This is a genomic window from Candidatus Microbacterium colombiense (genome assembly GCA_029203165.1).
Lineage (GTDB): Bacteria > Actinomycetota > Actinomycetes > Actinomycetales > Microbacteriaceae > Microbacterium > Microbacterium colombiense.
Map to the genome: position 1 here is coordinate 2,644,866 of CP119308.1, position 16,166 is coordinate 2,661,031.

The 16,166-nt window shown below is 65.4% G+C and carries 15 protein-coding genes and 1 tRNA gene; 8 read left to right on the forward strand and 8 right to left on the reverse strand.

The window, feature by feature from the left end; translation table 11 throughout:
• Window positions 1-35 precede the first annotated feature (35 nt).
• The gene (locus tag P0Y60_12800; protein WEK60199.1) at window positions 36-416 is read right to left on the reverse strand and encodes a hypothetical protein; all 381 of its coding nucleotides are present in this window, start codon (window positions 414-416) and stop codon (window positions 36-38) included.
• Between the two features lie 460 nt (window positions 417-876).
• Here P0Y60_12800 and P0Y60_12805 point away from each other — a divergent pair, with 460 nt between their 5' ends.
• Window positions 877-1,947, forward strand: coding sequence for a serine hydrolase (locus P0Y60_12805; GenBank protein ID WEK60200.1), 1,071 nt, complete (start codon window positions 877-879; stop codon window positions 1,945-1,947).
• A gap of 156 nt (window positions 1,948-2,103) precedes the next feature.
• Here P0Y60_12805 and P0Y60_12810 read toward each other — a convergent pair whose 3' ends face one another.
• A complete protein-coding gene (locus tag P0Y60_12810) occupies window positions 2,104-3,600 on the reverse strand; it encodes a hypothetical protein (protein WEK60201.1) in 1,497 nt (498 codons plus the stop codon).
• Window positions 3,601-4,410: 810 nt separating this feature from the next.
• Between P0Y60_12810 and P0Y60_12815 the strand changes: the two genes are divergently transcribed.
• Both P0Y60_12815 and P0Y60_12820 read left to right on the forward strand, forming a co-directional pair.
• Window positions 4,411-5,064 (forward strand): TetR/AcrR family transcriptional regulator, encoded by a 654-nt coding sequence (locus tag P0Y60_12815; GenBank protein ID WEK60202.1) that lies wholly within the window; start codon window positions 4,411-4,413, stop codon window positions 5,062-5,064.
• The gene (locus P0Y60_12820) at window positions 5,061-5,555 is read left to right on the forward strand and encodes a CarD family transcriptional regulator (protein WEK60203.1); all 495 of its coding nucleotides are present in this window, start codon (window positions 5,061-5,063) and stop codon (window positions 5,553-5,555) included. Before P0Y60_12815 ends, P0Y60_12820 begins: the two co-directional genes overlap by 4 nt.
• 842 nt (window positions 5,556-6,397) lie before the next feature.
• Here the strand turns inward: P0Y60_12820 and P0Y60_12825 are convergent.
• From P0Y60_12825 to P0Y60_12845, 5 genes are all read right to left on the reverse strand, one after another.
• The gene (locus tag P0Y60_12825; GenBank protein WEK60204.1) at window positions 6,398-7,852 is read right to left on the reverse strand and encodes an aldehyde dehydrogenase family protein; all 1,455 of its coding nucleotides are present in this window, start codon (window positions 7,850-7,852) and stop codon (window positions 6,398-6,400) included.
• Window positions 7,849-8,610, reverse strand: a complete 762-nt coding sequence (locus P0Y60_12830) for an SDR family oxidoreductase (protein ID WEK60205.1) — start codon at window positions 8,608-8,610, stop codon at window positions 7,849-7,851. Before P0Y60_12830 ends, P0Y60_12825 begins: the two co-directional genes overlap by 4 nt.
• Before the next feature lie 52 nt (window positions 8,611-8,662).
• Complete coding sequence (locus tag P0Y60_12835; protein ID WEK60206.1) at window positions 8,663-9,787, reverse strand: oxygenase MpaB family protein; 1,125 nt, start codon at window positions 9,785-9,787, stop codon at window positions 8,663-8,665.
• A gap of 135 nt (window positions 9,788-9,922) precedes the next feature.
• A complete protein-coding gene (locus P0Y60_12840; protein WEK60207.1) occupies window positions 9,923-10,606 on the reverse strand; it encodes a hypothetical protein in 684 nt (227 codons plus the stop codon).
• A 548-nt stretch (window positions 10,607-11,154) separates the two neighbouring features.
• Window positions 11,155-11,228: transfer RNA gene (locus tag P0Y60_12845), tRNA-Pro, on the reverse strand.
• Between the two features lie 198 nt (window positions 11,229-11,426).
• Here P0Y60_12845 and P0Y60_12850 point away from each other — a divergent pair.
• The 5 genes from P0Y60_12850 to P0Y60_12870 all read left to right on the forward strand — a co-directional run bounded on the left by P0Y60_12850 (window position 11,427) and on the right by P0Y60_12870 (window position 15,104).
• The gene (locus P0Y60_12850; GenBank protein WEK60208.1) at window positions 11,427-12,011 is read left to right on the forward strand and encodes a GNAT family N-acetyltransferase; all 585 of its coding nucleotides are present in this window, start codon (window positions 11,427-11,429) and stop codon (window positions 12,009-12,011) included.
• A gap of 22 nt (window positions 12,012-12,033) precedes the next feature.
• Window positions 12,034-12,489 carry a hypothetical protein gene (locus tag P0Y60_12855; GenBank protein ID WEK60209.1) on the forward strand — a complete coding sequence of 152 codons (456 nt, stop codon included), beginning with the start codon at window positions 12,034-12,036 and terminating at the stop codon, window positions 12,487-12,489.
• Window positions 12,490-12,566: 77 nt separating this feature from the next.
• Entirely contained in the window at window positions 12,567-13,217 is a 651-nt protein-coding gene (locus P0Y60_12860) for a lysoplasmalogenase (GenBank protein ID WEK60210.1), read from the forward strand.
• A complete protein-coding gene (locus P0Y60_12865; protein WEK60211.1) occupies window positions 13,214-13,603 on the forward strand; it encodes an RNA-binding S4 domain-containing protein in 390 nt (129 codons plus the stop codon). Before P0Y60_12860 ends, P0Y60_12865 begins: the two co-directional genes overlap by 4 nt.
• Window positions 13,536-15,104, forward strand: coding sequence for a DUF222 domain-containing protein (locus tag P0Y60_12870; GenBank protein ID WEK60212.1), 1,569 nt, complete (start codon window positions 13,536-13,538; stop codon window positions 15,102-15,104). Before P0Y60_12865 ends, P0Y60_12870 begins: the two co-directional genes overlap by 68 nt.
• 122 nt (window positions 15,105-15,226) lie before the next feature.
• Here P0Y60_12870 and P0Y60_12875 read toward each other — a convergent pair whose 3' ends face one another.
• A complete protein-coding gene (locus P0Y60_12875; protein WEK60213.1) occupies window positions 15,227-16,123 on the reverse strand; it encodes an NUDIX hydrolase in 897 nt (298 codons plus the stop codon).
• Window positions 16,124-16,166: the final 43 nt, after the last annotated feature.

Consider the following 16,166-nt stretch of genomic DNA (forward strand, 5'->3'; position numbering starts at 1 on the left):
GTCCCCAGATGCCCTCGATCACCAGAAGCGACCGGTCACCAGAAGCGTTCGGGTTCCTCCGCGGGAGGACGATCGCTGCCGCCCCAGCGGTCGGCCTCCGCCTTCGCCGCTTCCGCCGCCGCATCCGCATCACGCAGAGCGACCTTGGCTCCCACCGCACCGGGTCCGATGGGATCGATCGTCAGTGTCGTCCTCACCCCGCGTTCGCCGATGCTCACCGTGCACTCGAGAATCCTGCCGAGCCATCGGGAGGATTCGCCCCGAGCCTCTTCCCGCCGGTACCGGATGCCGGTGTCCAGATCGACGATCTCGATCAGCACAGGCTCGTCCGAGAACGGATCCACGCGCTCGGACACCTCGACTCGATGGCCGGGGGCGATAGCGACCTGCGCGGTCAGCACGAGCGTTCTGTCCATGTCTCCACCTTATGAAAACGCGTCTCCGAGGCAAGTGTCTCGTCGTCCGAGATACTTTCTTACAGAATGTTTGTCCCCCAAATGGCGGACAAGGCGAAATAGGGTTATTCTGCTAAACGTAGCGGGGGCTACCAGGCTGATGACTGGGGATTCAGCCGATGAGAGCAGCGATTCTTCGCCGCCTCCCCTGCCGTCCGGGTTGGGCGGTGCGCCCTCTCGAGACTCCGTCTGGGGCGGTCACTCGAGAGGGCAAACCCCGTGCCCTCACGCGGGTACGCCGCTCGACGATGGGCATCGGCGAGCCGGAACAGATGCGGATGACATTCCATTCCCTGGTGCTGAGACGGTCGACGATCGACGTCCTGCGGTACCACCGCGATCGGCACCGCCGCACGATGTGCTACCACGGGGCCGGACAGACGATGGGAGTCACCGATTCCCCTGTCGCAGAAAGCAGATCGTGTCGCCCGCATTCTCTCCTCGTTCCCCGCTCGCCCTCCTCGCCGGTGCGGCGATCGCCACCGCGATCCTCGCCGGGTGCTCGGCGCCGGCATCATCTCCCACCCCCTCATCAGGCACAGAGGCCCCCGCCGCGGCATCCTTCGACGCCGGGACCGTGAAGAAGCTCGATGCCCTCCTCGACTCCGCCGTCTCGAAGGGCGGCATGCCCGGAGCGACCGTCGCCATCTGGAGCGCGGACGGCGACTACGTCTCCTCTGCGGGCTACGCGGACATCGAGAAGAAGACCGAGATGACGAGCGATCTGAACCATCGCATCGGCAGCGTCACGAAGACCTTCACCGTCACCGCGCTGCTGCGGTTGGTGGACGCAGGTAAAGCCTCCCTCGACGATCCGATCTCGGACTATGTCGACGGCCTCCCGGAAGGCGACCGCATCACGCTGCGCCAGCTCGCGAACATGACGGCCGGCGTTCCCGAGTACACAGAGGATCCGGAGTTCGTGGCGAACTTCCTGCAGGATCCGCAGGTCGCGCTCACGCCGCGGAGCCTGGTCGACGTGGTGGCCGACGCTCCTCTGGCCTTCGAGCCCGGCTCGGAGTTCGCATACTCCAACACGAACACGGTGCTCATCGGTCTCGCGATCGAGAAGATCACCGGCAAGCCCTTGGCCGAGGTCATCAAGACCGAAGTCACCGATCCGCTCGGGATGACGCACACTTTCCTCCCTGAGGCGAACGAGTTCCCCGCACCGCACGCCGAGGGCTACACCCGTCAGACGACGGACGGCTCGCAGGTCGCTGCGACGGACTGGAATCCCTCCTGGGCGTGGGCATCCGGCGCGATCGTCTCCGATCTGGACGATCTGAAGATCTGGGTGCCGGCCCTCGCGACGGGCGAGCTGCTGTCGCCGGAGCTGCAGAAGGAGCGGCTCGACGTGGTGCCGTTCTCGCCGGAGGATCCGACGTCGGGCTACGGGCTCGGGCTCTTCACCATCAACGGCTGGATCGGCCACAACGGTAGCCTGCCGGGGTACAAGACCGTCACGGTCTACTTTCCCGAGAAGAAGTGACGATCGTCGTCTTCACCAACTCCGACGTGCAGGGCGAGTCCGATCTCGCCGGTGATCTGCTGACGCCGATCACCGAGTTGCTCACTCCGGAGAACGTGTACTCGATGGGCTGAGGTGGATGCCGGGGCCGTTCGTGGGCGGTCCCGGCACTCCCGTCTAACCGAACCATCGGACGGTCTTGTACCTCATCAGTGTCGGATGGCTGACATCACCGGGAAAGTTGTTCAAAGTGGTGAACTCCGTCGGCTGACCGAAGATGGTGCGATAGTCCGCGTCGCGAATCGTAGCCTTGAGGACTTCTTCGAGCTTGAGCCGCGGGATGACACCGAAACGCACGAAGGGATACAGGACCGCGGTGTTGACGACGATGGCGGGCACCAGGATCAAGAGGAACCACCAGTTCGCGACCTCCACGAAGGAGATCGCGAGGAGGCAAGCGGCGAGCACCGCCGCCAGGAGCACCGATCCGACCTTGGGGTAGAGCCAGCCCTCGTACCGGGCCAGTCGGCGGCAGAGACGAAGCCCGAACGCCCCAGCCGCCGCTGCCACGAATGACAGCAGTCCGGCAAGCCAGGGATACGTGCTCGCAAGCGGACCGATCAGCCACCCGGCGCCGAAGAAGATGGGAACCGCGAGAAGGATCAGAGACAAGGTGAACCAGATCCGGGGCCATCGCGAGGAACGCAGCACGGGGCTTGAGGTTCGTTCGAGCCTCGGCTCGATCTCAGCGAACCCCAGAACCGCCAGGACTTCCGCCTGGATTCTTGAACGTTTCGTCGCAGCCCGCTGTGCGGCCTGAATCGCGAAGGGCGTCAACAGCTCGCCGTGGTAACGATTGAGCCCCCGCGGGCCGCTGCCTCCGCCATACAGGATCTTGGCGATCCGCCCCTGAATGATGCGGTCGACCATCGCCTGTTCACCCGCGCTGAACGTTGCGCGTTTGTTGAGGCGAGGCGCGAGCGTCGACCCGCTCTGATACGACCGGGCCCAGCCGACGGAATCGACCACGATGTCTTGGAGCGCGGAGGCTGCCGGATCGGTCCACACACCGCTGCCGCCGAACTCCCAGAGCGCGGCGGACGCCGCGTAGCTCACTCGCTCCTGCGGATAAGCGCCATCCACAGAGGTCGCGCGAACCCAATCGGCGATCTGCGCGTCAGAGGGAGAGTCAGCGAGCACGCGCGGCAGCGGGGGCGCGGGCGGCTGCACTTCTGAACGACGCACCTCTTGAACGAGACGGAACGACTCCCTGGATGCGGCGAAGTCGGCACCACCCCCGAGAAGCGCGTAGGTCGCGAACATTCTGAATGTGGGAGACACATCCCCTCGTATCGCCTCGTCTGCGATGGCGTTGAGGAGCGCGATGGGCGCTTTCGTCCCCCTCCACGTGACCGTGTCCTCGCGCACGGTCAGTTGATATCCGGGAAGAGACGATGCGTTCAGTTCGTCGATTCCGCTCAGGCGCATGACCGAGGATGCGACCAACAACGCGGCGAGGACGTGATCGGTGTCCGACTCCGGAGCGAGATACCGAATGTCGTCACGAGCGTAGAGCTGTTCGACGATCGCCCGGATGGGCGCTGGACCGCCCCACTCAGGAGCCACAGATCGCTCGCGCACGGTTCGAATCAGGTCGGTGACGTCCGATTTCACGTGCACAGCATATTGGTTGCCGCACCGGCGGCGCGAGGCACCGGACCCGTCGCTGATGAGGGCGGGGAGAGTCCCCGGCCCCGTCGATCGGTGCGTTCTGATCGTGCATCAGCGAGCGCAGGCGGACATGACGAAGGCCCGGAGACTCTTGCGAGTTTCCGGGCCTCATGTCGTCGGGCTGACAGGATTTGAACCTGCGACCCCTTGACCCCCAGGCGTCCGAACAGCCCGAATCGGGCCAGAAACCGCGTAGTTCCGCAGATCAGACCATGCGGGACACGTCACGCAATGCAGGGTTTGCATGATTCTGGTCCCCTTTTGGTCCCTGCGCGGGGGAGCCATGAACGAGGTCAAACGGTGCCCCAACGCGCCGATGGTCGGCGAGTCCATTTCGCGCAGCTAAAGCAAGTTGACCCGACAGGGAAATTGACCCTCGCCTCAGCGGCGAGCGCGAATCAAGAACTTAGGCCTCGGGTCACTGCCCATCCTGCGCCCTAACCTCGATGTGGACACTTCATCGTCGACACAACCGCTTGTCGACGCGTCCGGAGTTTTCGACTGTCGATCCCGGAGGGAGTACAGCATGGCCCCACCATCATTCGCCACAGTAGCCGTGTTCTGCCTGCGAAGTTCGGGATACCGGCGCGGTCTCAGACGCGCGTGCCCGTCGGGCAGAGGATCGCGCAAAGCAGTGGAGAGTCTCGCGGAGTCTTCTTGGACTGAAAAGTTGCCAGCAAAGCTCGTCGGCCGCCGAGCCGGCGGGCCACCACCCGCGCTCCCGGACACATGTCCGCGAGTTCTGCTATTCTCATGGTGATGATTCCCTCCACCGTGGTGTTTGAGTCCCGTTTGGGACGGGTCGACAAGCAGATGGATCCTCGGACGAGGCGCATGATGTCGCGACTGTTCGACGCGGCGGCTGATCTGTCGGCGGATCCGACAGGATTTTCTGTGCGGACTCTGGTCGATGCCGCCGGGGTCAGTCGGAGCGCGTTCTACGCGCATTTCACTGACCTCAACGACTTCGCGTCGGCGTTCCTCGCACACAGCCTCGCCGACATTCGGCTGCAGGTCTCGACAACCTCAAGCCGGCAGCCCCGAGAGACCATCGCGCGCGACGGTTACGCGCGCCTGGTCGCCCACCTGGTGGCGCATTTCGAGATGTATCGGGCGGCGTTGGCGATCGACGCGATGCGGGCAGCGTACGAGCGGTTTGTCGCGTCGTACGCGATCGAAGTGTTCGAGAGCGCTGTGGCGGGAGCTCAGCAAGACGCGCGCGTCAACGCCCGTGTTGCGGCGGTTCACACGGCCGGGGGCGTCGCGTCGGTGCTGATCGCCTGGCTGCTGGGCGCGCTCGACCTCAGCGACGACGAGATCGTGGATCAGCTTGTCACGCTCACCCCCAGCTGGCTGCAATCTCCCCCGACTGCTCTGGAAAACTCACAGAAAGAACATTCCTCATGAATGTCAACATCGGCGACACCCTCGTCTACCCGCACCACGGCGCAGTAACTGTCACCGACGTGCGCGAACGCACGGTCCGCGGCACCGACGACCTGTACGCGACGATGCGCGTCCACACCACCGACCTAACGATCCAGCTGCCGGTGTCGAAGTTCGAGTACGTCGGGGTGCGAAGCGTCGTCAGTGGTGATGAACTCGATCGGGTGTTCTCGGTGCTGCGAGAGCCGATGGTGGAAGAGTTCAGCAACTGGTCTCGCCGGTTCAAAGCAAATCAGGAGAAGATGGCCGGCGGCGACATCTATCGGATCTCCGAAGTTGTCCGCGATCTCTGGCGCAGAGACATGACAAACGGGGTCTCTGCCGGCGAGAAACGAATGCTGCAGAAGGCCAGGATCATCCTCGAGTCGGAGCTCGCGCTGACACTCGGTTGCAGCGCTGAACGCGCAGCCGAGGTCGTCGACCAGACCCTCGGTGAAGAAGCGGCTGCGTAACCACAACCCTATGGGTGCGATACGACGGCGAGTCGAACGTTGCCCTGAAGCTCCGCTTCTCAAGCGCGGCGGTCCATCGGGGCGCCCTACAGGAATCGCCCCTAGCATGCGATGAGCCCGTCGGGAGGCAATGCTGCACAGTCAATGCTGTTGACGCTCTTGTCGGCTAGTGTTCAGGCTGCTTGTGGTCGCAGGATGCGATGGCACAGTTCAGCGATCGGCTGTGGCGGCGAGCCAGATCGTCGTGCGCGGAGGAACCAGCATCGTTGTCCCTGGCAGGAGTACATCGACTTGCGCTAAGGGATTTGCTCATCGGCGAGTTCCCGGTATCCGAGTCCCGGCCGCCACGATCCCAGATGCATCTTGTAGATGCTCACCGGGAGATCCAGTCCTCGACGGGCCGACTGCGCCGAACGCCACTCTTCGTCCGTCCACGCAAACGCGACGTCGTCTGCGACCACTGACGACGTCGAGGGGGGAAGCTCGGACTCGCGCGCGAAGGGATCGGCCTTTTGCACCCACCTCCCCGCGGCGGTCAAGATATCCAGTCGGTACAGATCGCCGACGCTCGCCTCGCGAACTGTTCCACGCCAGAGCCCACCCTGACCCGATCGATGAAGTTCACCATCCCGGCCTGTCCAGTCGTTGAACGGCCCGATCACGCGCACCGCCTGCGCATGCGGTGCCCAGACCCCGAAGTCGACACCTCCACCTTGAGCGGATGAGCGAGGGTGGGCACCGAGGAGATCCCACAGGCGTGCCCCCTCGGGGGCGTTCGCTCGCCACGGCCGATCATCTCCTACTAGCGGGTACACGTCAGCTTTCTCGTCCCAGAAGAGAGATTAGTACCGTGAAGAACGTTCGCGCCGCGAACCTGCTGTGGCAGTGCGACGGGCGATCTGTCGCTTCTGCTCGGTGAACGGCGGCTCGATGAAACGGAGAGCATCAAGGACGAATCTCTTCCGCACGACGGGCTTACGGTGGCTGAAAGTATAGACCGACGCGGCGCCGTGGTATGAGCCCATCCCGCTTGGCCCTACTCCCCCGAAAGGGACATCGGGAAGGCCGGCCTGGAGCATCGGGACGTCAAGACCGATGCCTCCCGATGATGTCTCGCGCACGAACAGTTCGCGCGTCGCCGCGTCGCCGGAGAAGACGTACAGTGCCAGTGGTTTATCGCCGGCATTGATGTAGCGGACAGCGTCTGCCGGATCGGCGACGGGAACGACCGGGAGGATCGGGCCGAAAATCTCTTCCCGCATGATCGGTGGTCGCCCGGCAAGGTCGCGCACGTCTAACGGCTCCTGAAGCTGCAGGACGGTCGGGGAGATGTAGCGTCGGGAGGCGTCGGTCACGCCACCGTGGATGATGTCGCCGTCCTTGAGGTAGCCGGCGAGTCGGGCGAAGTGACGGTCGTTGACGATCCGCCCATAGTCCTCGACGGCGGCAGGGTCGTCAGACCACATGGCGCGGATAGCGGAGCCCAGCGCCGCTGTGAGCGCCTCGACTCGGTCGGGGGTGGTGAGGACATAGTCAGGAGCGACACACGTCTGACCCGCATTTGTGTATTTGGCCCAGGCCAACCGTCGAGCAACCTGTGCGATGTTCTCGTCATCGTCGAACCAGACGGGAGACTTCCCACCCAGTTCCAACGTGACCGGTGTCAGGTGGTCCGCCGCGGCGTGGGCCACAATGCGCCCGACCGTGCCATTGCCGGTGTAGAAGATGTAGTCGAACGAGTGTGTGAGCAGCGTCGTCGTCTCCTCTACACCCCCTTCTACGACCCTCACCGCGTCTGGGTCGAGGTAGCGGGGCACGAGTTCAGCCCAGAGCGCGGACACGGTCGGTGTGAGTTCACTGGGCTTGAGGACGACGGCGTTGCCGGCAGCCAATGCTCCTGCCAGCGGCGCCATCAGCAGCTGCACGGGGTAGTTCCATGGCGCGACGATGAGCACCACGCCCAGGGGCTCGGTGACCAGCCGCGCCCGGGCGGGACGCAGCCCCAGAGGCACGGGCAGTCGAGCATCCTTCACCCATCGACGGAGGTTCTTCTTCAGGTGAGCGATGTCGGCGATGACCGCGCCGGTCTCGTTGATCTGCGTCTGCGTGGGCGACTTATGCAGATCGGTCCACAGCGCATGCTCGATCCGCTCGCCGTTCTCCCTGAGAAGATCAGCAAGGCGATCCAGTTGATGGACTCGCCAGGCGAGCGGACGAGTCCGGCGAGTGGCGAATGAGGCTCGGGTCGCTGCGACGGCGTCTTCGATCGAGGGATCCGTCGTGATCGCGTCGTTCATGAGAGCGTAGCTCCGCCGCCGTCGATGTTGATGGTGACGCCCGTGATGAACGATGCCCCTGGGCCGGCCAGGAAGGCGACGGCACTGCCGATGTCCGTCTCCGCGTCGCCGCCGCGCTTGATAGCCTGCCCCGCCATCACCGACTGTGCTACCTCGGGATTCTCGTCGAACCACTGCAGCGCCGACGGCCCGAATGACAGAGGCATGATCGCGTTCACGGTGATGCCGTCCGCACCCCACTCCTTCGCCGCGACACGCGTCAGTCCGGCGATGGCGCCCTTGGACGCGACATACGCGGCCATGCCGCGTTGACCAGAGATCTCGGCGCCGCTGCGGACGTTGATGACCCGACCGTCTCCGCGCAGGCTCGGGTACGCCGCACGCATGAACCGATGGGTGGCTATGACGCCGACCGTGAGCGCTCGCTGCAGCTGCTCATCCGTCGTCTCCTGCACGGGAGTGTCAACCGAAGCCGCCATAGCGTTGTTCACGAGGATGTTCAGGCCACCGAAGACCTCGAGCGTCCGGGCGACACACGCCTCGATCGACGCGGCGTCCTGCACATCGGTCTGTACGGCGATCGCTTCGCCGCCGCGTTCCCGGATGAGCTGAGCGCTCCGCTCGCCCGAGCTGGCATCAAGCTCGGCGACGACGACACTCGCCCCGCTTCCGGCCAGGGCGAGGGCGATGCCCTGCCCCACCCCCTGCCCGGCACCTGTGACGACGGCGACGCGCCCTTCGAGTTCGTTCGAGCTCATGGAATCCTTCTCTTCCTGAAGATGAGTGAGGCGGCGTGTGACAGTGCGCCGATCACCCGAACCGGGGTTCCCCGCGGCGGCGGCGCTCGTCGAGCACCTTCTTGTGGAGTTCGCGCGCCGAGGTGATCAACATCACGCCGTCCTCGCCCCACAGCAGTCGCATGAAGTACCGCTCGATGGGACCGCGCTGGAGCAACCACGCGAGTGGACGAATGGTCACCCGGGCACGGAGCGCCCGACGCGACGCCTTTTCGTCGAGGCCATGACCCTGGCGCGTCTTGCTCGGAAGCGCACCCAGCACCGGCTTGCCCAGCAACCCCGTAGTGAGCCCGAAGATGAGGAGGACCTTAACGTGCGAGCCGTTGATGTTCTTCTTCGACGATTCGCGCAGGAGTACCTCGTAGTCCTGCCCGTCCTCCGGCCGGATCGAGAGCGTCGACGTGTGACCGAACAGGTCATCGTACTTCGCGTAGAGCGCCGACAGCTCCTGCATCGTCGAGGGGATCTCGTCTTCCGGGGCTCCGTGCAGCCGCAGGTACGCCCCCATCTCGCGAGCGAACTGATCGCGTACGTCGTCAGGAAGGCGACGTGGCGCCCCGAAGAGGCCTTGGAAGGCGAACGACTCGTAGGCGCGCAGCATGGGGTGCAGCTCCGTGATGCCTGCCCAGAGGGATTCACGCGGCGAGCTGGCGAGGTAGCCGCCCAGCTCGGGCGCGGCGCTGTCGATCACATCGCCGGCGACATGCGAGTGGATCTTGTGCAGGTGCGCCGCCATGCGCTCCGCGGTCTCGGTATCGCCGAGCCACATCGGCAGGTGCATCGCGGCGCCGCGCTGGAGCCGTTCGAAAGCATCGAAGATGGTGAACTCGCCTTTGACGGCTTTGCGCACGATCGGCTCTCCATCGCGGATGCCCGCCTTGATCGGCTTGTAGACGTCCTGCGAGAGCTGCTGGGCGGCGTGGTGGAAGAAGATTGTCGACGGGTGCAGCACCAGTTCCCAGACGACGCTTCCCGGCCCGAAGAGCCCGTAGTCGAGGGAACCGTCTTCGCGGACCGCACTCCCCGCCGGCTTCGGCTCTCCGAAACGCCGCCAGCGGCGTTCGGTGCCCCTCAGGTCCGCGCCCGTGACCTTGTCGCCGGGCGCGACGCGCGTCTTCGTCGGCTTCGCCGTCGCCATGTTGACCTCCTCGTCAGCAGTTCACGCGCGTGAACTGTTAAGGAGACGCTACGCGACACGCGATGAGTCGTCAAGCGAGAGCGAACACGGCGGCGAGATGACGCTCAACTTCGTCGTTCGCGCGATGCGCAGCGTTCAGCGGAATCCGTCACCGGCGATGCGGGCCTGCGCACCCTCGATCGCCGCGTCGAGAGCGTACGTGAGCTGCTGCGATCCGTACGTGTCCACCCGCGCCGCGCTGACGCGATCCAGATGCGGGAACTCGGCGGGATCGCGTTCCGCGAGGGCAGCACGGGTGTGATCCGCCCTGCGGGTCGCGGCACCAGCGTCGATGGCAATGCGGTCTCGCGCCCAGCCCTGCGCAATATACCCGAGTGTCACCACGAACCGGGTCGCGTGCTCGTCCGAGAAGTCCGCACTGAGCAACTCATCCAACAACGCCTCGGTGGAGCGCAGGAAGCGATCCTCCTGCAGCGCGGCCGAGAGATGCTCGGCCAACGCTCCCGTGGAGATCAGGGCTTCGGCGTAACCCCGCACGTACTCACGCGCGGCCTCCTGCCACCCGAGTCCGGCCCGGATGTCGATGTCGCCGATCTCCCGCGCGAAGGTGGTGTCAGCCACCAGCTGAAGGAGCTGCTCCCGACTCGCGACGTGGTGATTGACCGCGGAGCGGTCGACGCCGAGGATGCGCGCGACAGCCTGCATGGTGATAGGCCGGTCGACGATGGTGAGGGCTGCCGCGACGATCTGGCCTCGATCGATCCCCGCCTTTGCCCCGACCGATCTTCTGGACGCGGCCGGACGCGGTGTGTCGATCATTCCCGGACCCTATCAACTCGTGTCCCGGACCGACGAGTGGTACATGCTGCGGACGTGTTCTCCTCCGGAGTTGCGGAGGAACACCCTGCCAGTAGGAACGCGCTGAGGATGCGCGCGACGGCGGTAGCGCCAGGGCGACGAGTATTGCTGCTCATGGGTGATGTGCCTTTCACGTGGGCTGTGCGCGGCACAGCGGATCGCATCTCCAGTGTGGAAAGCTTCTCCTCATCCTGAGTGGCGGAGATACGAACTGTCGAGCAAGTTCATTTGTTGCGGGTCTTCCACTGCACGTCCTCCAGGAGATTCTCGGGCACGCATCGATGGAGACCACCCGCGGCTACGTGCACCCTGACGACCGGCACCTTGCCTCGGCAGCGGTGCAAGCCAACGCATTCCTCAGCCCTCCACAGGAAGGGCCTCGCGACGGGTTCCGTTGTCCACAGGCCCACGTCACCTGGAAGTCGAGGGGACCAGAAGGGGACCAAAAAATACGACCCTCGGAAACAACAAAACCCTGATGAAAATTGCTTCTCATCAGGGTTTTTCTGTCGGGCTGACAGGATTTGAACCTGCGACCCCCTGACCCCCAGTCAGGTGCGCTACCAAGCTGCGCCACAGCCCGTGGCATTCAATTTTCAGTTATGTCGGGCCGTCTGGGAGGGGTGAACCCCTTGACCCCCAGCCAAGTGCGCTACCAAGCTGCGCCACAGCCCGTTGTTCTGCACTCTCGCGCAGGCAACTCCCCTATCTTAGCCTGACCCGGCGGCCCTCCGCGAACCGAGGCGTTGCAGGTGTCGGAGGCCCGGCGTAGCGTGCGTGCATGGTGACGATCACGACCGAGGTGGCGACGTCGGCGCGCTGGGATGACGTGCAGCATGCGCTCACCGGCGGCGGTGACGGCGCGAGCTGCCAATGCATCTGGCCGATGCTGAGCAACAAGGAGTGGAACGAGACCACGACCCCGCAGCGCACCGAGATGTTGCGCGACGAGATACGAGATGGTCCGCCACCGGGCATCGTCGTCTACGTCGATGGAGAGGCTGCCGGGTGGATCCGCATAGGCCCGCGCATCCGTCAGGAACGCATCGCTCGCACCCGAATGATCGCGGCAGCGAGCGAGGAGCCCTTCGATGATGCTGCGGTGTGGGCGGTCACGTGCTTCGTCGTGCGCCGCGAGCATCGAGGGAAGGGCCTCAACCACGAGCTGGTCCGAGCCGCCGTCGAATTCGCCCGCGACGCCGGCGCACGGCTGATCGAGGCGTATCCGGTCGACACCGCCGGCGAGAAGAAGCGAACGAACGACCTGTTCCACGGCACCCTCGGCACGTTCCGCGCCGCCGGCTTCACCGCGACGACAGAGATGAAGCCCGGGCGCACGCTCGTCACGATGGACCTCTCCGCATGACGCCGACCGCTAGCGTGGACGCATGAGCGACGAGCATCCGATCATCGAAGACCCCGAACTCGGCACGTTCACGCGCGCGACCACCGAAATGACCGATGGCACCGTCCTCACGCACGACTGGTACGTCGGCACGCTGTCTGCCGACGGCGCGGACCTCGAGCTGATGATCGAGGCGACCTCTGCCGCCGACGCCGACGCACTTCTCCCCCGGCTCAGGTCGACGGTGGCCGATCTGGCGACGTTGCGACGCGCCGCATCGGATGCCGTCGTCACGAACTTCAGCCAGGGCGACCCCGAACCCGGCGATCTCGAAGAGGCTGCAGCAGACCTCGTGCTGGAGACCATCGAGGTCTCAACCGATGGCACGGTCGTCCTGCACCTCACGGATACGTGCGGCTCGCACTTTCCCGATGGATACTGGCCTGCCGTCCACCTCGCTCCCGACGACACCGTCGCAGACGTCACGGTCGAGTCCTGAGCGCGTCATCCCGCGACGAAGCCCCGCTCTTCGACGAAGGGGCGTCTCGGCGTGCCTGGATCGCTCGCGCCCCGAGCATGCCGCTCGTGTGGTCGTTCCTCCCGTACATCGCCGTCTCCATCGCGCACGTCGTCTTGCTCGCTCTCGACAGTCCTCTCGCTACCCCGACCAAGCTGCTTCTGATGCCGCTGTTGGCACTGCCCGTCGTGGTCGCGGTGCGGCGAATCACCCCGCGGCTGGCCGCCATCTTGGTGTTCGGAGCGCTTCTGTTCTCCTGGCTCGGCGACAGCGCGGGTGCCCTCTTCCCGAATGCCCCCGAGATCCCACTCATGCTGGGATTCTTCGGCATCGCGCACCTGACATACATCGCGCTCTTCCTCCGCCATTCCACTCGACAGCGGATGCCGTGGTGGGCACTCATCTACGTGGCCTGGTGGATTGCGATGATCACCGTGCTCGGTCCCCACGCGGGCGGACTACTCGTGGCAGTCGCGATCTACGGGGTGGTCCTCGCCGGCACTGCGGCATTCGCCACCCGCTGCGACCCGGTCGTCGCGGCCGGTGGAGCGTTCTTCCTGGCCAGCGACACGATCCTCGCCCTGCGTCTGTTCCTGCCAGGGTCGCTGCCGGCGTGGAGCAGTCCCGTGATCATGCTGACCTACACGCTCGGGCAAGGCCTGATCGTCGCGGGGATTCTGATCGCTCTGGACAGGCGGCGAGCCTCATGAGCCCGACATCAGTGCGCATCGACAGTTGGCTCTGGGCCATTCGCGCGTACAAGACGCGGTCAGCGGCGACCACGGCATGCCGTGCGGGGCATATCCGCCTCAACGGCGACAAGGTGAAGGCGGCACAGCCGGTGCGCGTCGGCGACGAGGTACGGATACGTATCTCCGGCTTCGACCGGATCCTCACCGTGCGCCAGCTGCTGGTCAAGCGTGTCGGTGCACCGATAGCAGCTGCGGCATATGAGGATCGCACACCGGAACGCGAGCCCCAGGCCGCGCTCGGACTGCGTGATCGTGGCGCCGGTCGACCGACGAAGCGTGAGCGTCGCGACATCGACAGGCTCCGCGGTCGTGGCGAGTCCGAGGACGATTTCTTCGCAGATTGATCTACCGATATTAGAACATATGTTCTATACTGGAGACATGTTCACTCCCGGCGATTCTGACCTCGACATCGAGGAACGTCGCCGCCTGCTGGATGAGTGGATCGAGACTCGACGACAGATCGCCGCGCTCGAAGCGAAGTCGGCGGGCCTGCTCCAGAAGCGTGTAGTCCTGCACGACGCCGACGTGGCCTCCAGCCCCTTCCATCGCGATGCGATCCACCGCTCGATGGTGGCGGAGTACGCGGCTGCGGGTCACGTCTCCACGGGCTCGATGGACTTCGCCTTCGCCGACGCCGTTGCTCTCGCCGACAGTTTCCCCGGAGTGCAGGAAGCCTTCGAGCGAGGCGCGATCACGGCCGCGCATGTGCGCGAGATCGCCCGGGCGGGCGCGATCGTGAGTGAAGCGGTGCGCAACAACCGGGTGGCACCTGTGACCCTCGAGCTCTACGAGTCGGCTGTTCTCGTGGTCGCCGAAGTCGACACCCCCTCGCGCACGCGCGCGCACGCACGCCAGGTGGCGTCTGCGCTCGTCGGAGAGTCGCTCCGCGACCGCCATGCACGCGCCGCCGATGAGCGGTGCGTGCAGGTGCGCTCCCTCGACGATGGGCTCGCACTCTTGACGGCGGTTCTGCCGGAAGCGCTTGCCGTGGCGATTCAGGATCGGCTCACACGGATGGCACGACACATCATCCGCTCGCGCGACGAGCGGGAGCCGGTGCTCGACCCATCGGAACCCGACGGTCTCGATGACGTCCGACCGGAAGACATCGACCTCGATGACCCGTTCTACGCGATCTTCGGGGAGGACGACACGTTCACCACCGACCCGCTGGCCGGCCTCGTCGACCCGCTGGCCTCGCTCGTCGATCCGCTCATCGATCCGGTGCACAGCGGTGACGTCGAGCACATCCCCGCCGATGCGCGAACGACCGACCAGATCCGCGCCGATTTGTTCACCGATCTGCTGCTCGCTTCCGAACCATCCGCAGCCCAGGGAACGGGCCTCGAGTCGATCCAGGCTCGCATTCAGGTCACGGTCGCGGCATCGACTCTCGCCGGAGCCGACGATCGCCTGGCCGAACTCGACGGGCACGGTGCCCTCGATTCCGAGATCGCGCGGGAGATCGCCGGACACAACACCGGCTGGAGCAGACTCTTCCTCGATGCCACCGGCATGATCACCGAGACCGACACCTACACACCGACAGAGGGAATGCGGCGATTCCTGCGCGCGCGAGATCAGCATTGTCGATTCCCCGGATGTCGGATGCCGGTGCACCGCTGCGAAGTCGATCACAATCATGACCATGCCAAGGGCGGACGGACGCGCCTCGACAACCTCAGTCATTTCTGCACCGGACACCACGCACTGAAGCATCCCGATGTGTCGGACCTCCATCGTTGGACCGCCCGCGCGCGTCCGGATGGAAGTATCGCGTGGACGAGCCCGCTCGGCAACGAGTATCGCGACCATGCTCCGAGACGAGTGATGTTCGTCTGACCGGTGCCGCGTGACGTCGAACGCCGCGTGACGTCGAGTGCCGCGTGACGTCCAGTGATGCACGCCAGGCTCAGACGTGTACTTCAGTCACCCAGGTCAGTCGCCCAGGTCAGTCGCCCAGGTCAGTCACCCAGGAGTCTGCGCAACCAGCCCGAGGACTCGACACGAGCCCCGAGCTGCTCCACACGGGAGCGCAGACCTCGGTCGCTCGTCACGACGAGCACGTGCGCTCCTCCGTCGACTCGGCGCGCCGCCTCGTCGACGATCGCGTCATCCCCTTCGGCGGGGGCGCGGACGATCTCGACGCCGTCATCCACTGCATCGAGATCACGAGCCTGGCCTTCGATCACCAGTGCCACCGGCGGGAACCACTCCGTCCCCCCGAGGCCGAACGCATCGGCAGGAACCGCGACACCGGAAAGTCGTTCGCTCAGGCGCCCCGCCGCTCCGGCGCGGTCCTTCCACCAGCCGTCCGGCACGGAGCCGACGACGTTCGCGGCATCGACCACCAGCGCCGGCCGTGCCTGCAGCAGCTCCCGCAGCGTCGGCCATGCCGCGGCGAAGCCGGGATGCAACGGGCGCTCATCGATCTCGTCGACAGGCACCCATTCGAGTGCGACACTCTCGGGGTCGCTGATCACCGGGTCGAACGGCGCGACGACATCGGCGATCACGGTCGTGTACGACCAGACATCCAGATCCAACACGCTCGTGAAGCGTGCACGCACCGAACCGTCGGGCACGCCCGCTTCTTCCTGCGCCTCGCGGAGCGCACCCACGATGGCGCTCTCACCCTCATGCAGCGCTCCCCCGGGCAGTCCCCACGTGCCGCCGAAATGACTCCAGGCCACACGGTGCTGCAGCAGCACTCCCCGCTGGGCGTCGACGACCAGCAGACCGGCGGCGCCGAAGCGTCCCCAGTACCGCTCACCGGAATCGGCGATCACCCAGGCATCGCCCGGGTCACGCGGACCCTCGGGCCGTCGCGGTTCGCCGGGGGCTGGAGGAACGATCGTCACCCCTCCAGCCTTTCACAGCATCGCCGTGACGGCATCTGTGCGG

What these genes read in the sequence shown, in the direction of transcription:
- P0Y60_12840 (WEK60207.1), bottom strand. Translation starts at nt 10,606, where the DNA reads ATGATCGACACACCGCGTCCGGCCGCGTCCAGAAGATCGGTCGGGGCA.
- P0Y60_12855 (WEK60209.1), top strand. Translation starts at nt 12,034, where the DNA reads ATGAGCGACGAGCATCCGATCATCGAAGACCCCGAACTCGGCACGTTC.
- P0Y60_12825 (WEK60204.1), bottom strand. Translation starts at nt 7,852, where the DNA reads ATGAACGACGCGATCACGACGGATCCCTCGATCGAAGACGCCGTCGCA.
- P0Y60_12815 (WEK60202.1), top strand. Translation starts at nt 4,411, where the DNA reads ATGGTGATGATTCCCTCCACCGTGGTGTTTGAGTCCCGTTTGGGACGG.
- P0Y60_12850 (WEK60208.1), top strand. Translation starts at nt 11,427, where the DNA reads ATGGTGACGATCACGACCGAGGTGGCGACGTCGGCGCGCTGGGATGAC.
- P0Y60_12820 (WEK60203.1), top strand. Translation starts at nt 5,061, where the DNA reads ATGAATGTCAACATCGGCGACACCCTCGTCTACCCGCACCACGGCGCA.
- P0Y60_12830 (WEK60205.1), bottom strand. Translation starts at nt 8,610, where the DNA reads ATGAGCTCGAACGAACTCGAAGGGCGCGTCGCCGTCGTCACAGGTGCC.
- P0Y60_12865 (WEK60211.1), top strand. Translation starts at nt 13,214, where the DNA reads ATGAGCCCGACATCAGTGCGCATCGACAGTTGGCTCTGGGCCATTCGC.
- P0Y60_12860 (WEK60210.1), top strand. Translation starts at nt 12,567, where the DNA reads ATGCCGCTCGTGTGGTCGTTCCTCCCGTACATCGCCGTCTCCATCGCG.
- P0Y60_12835 (WEK60206.1), bottom strand. Translation starts at nt 9,787, where the DNA reads ATGGCGACGGCGAAGCCGACGAAGACGCGCGTCGCGCCCGGCGACAAG.
- P0Y60_12800 (WEK60199.1), bottom strand. Translation starts at nt 416, where the DNA reads ATGGACAGAACGCTCGTGCTGACCGCGCAGGTCGCTATCGCCCCCGGC.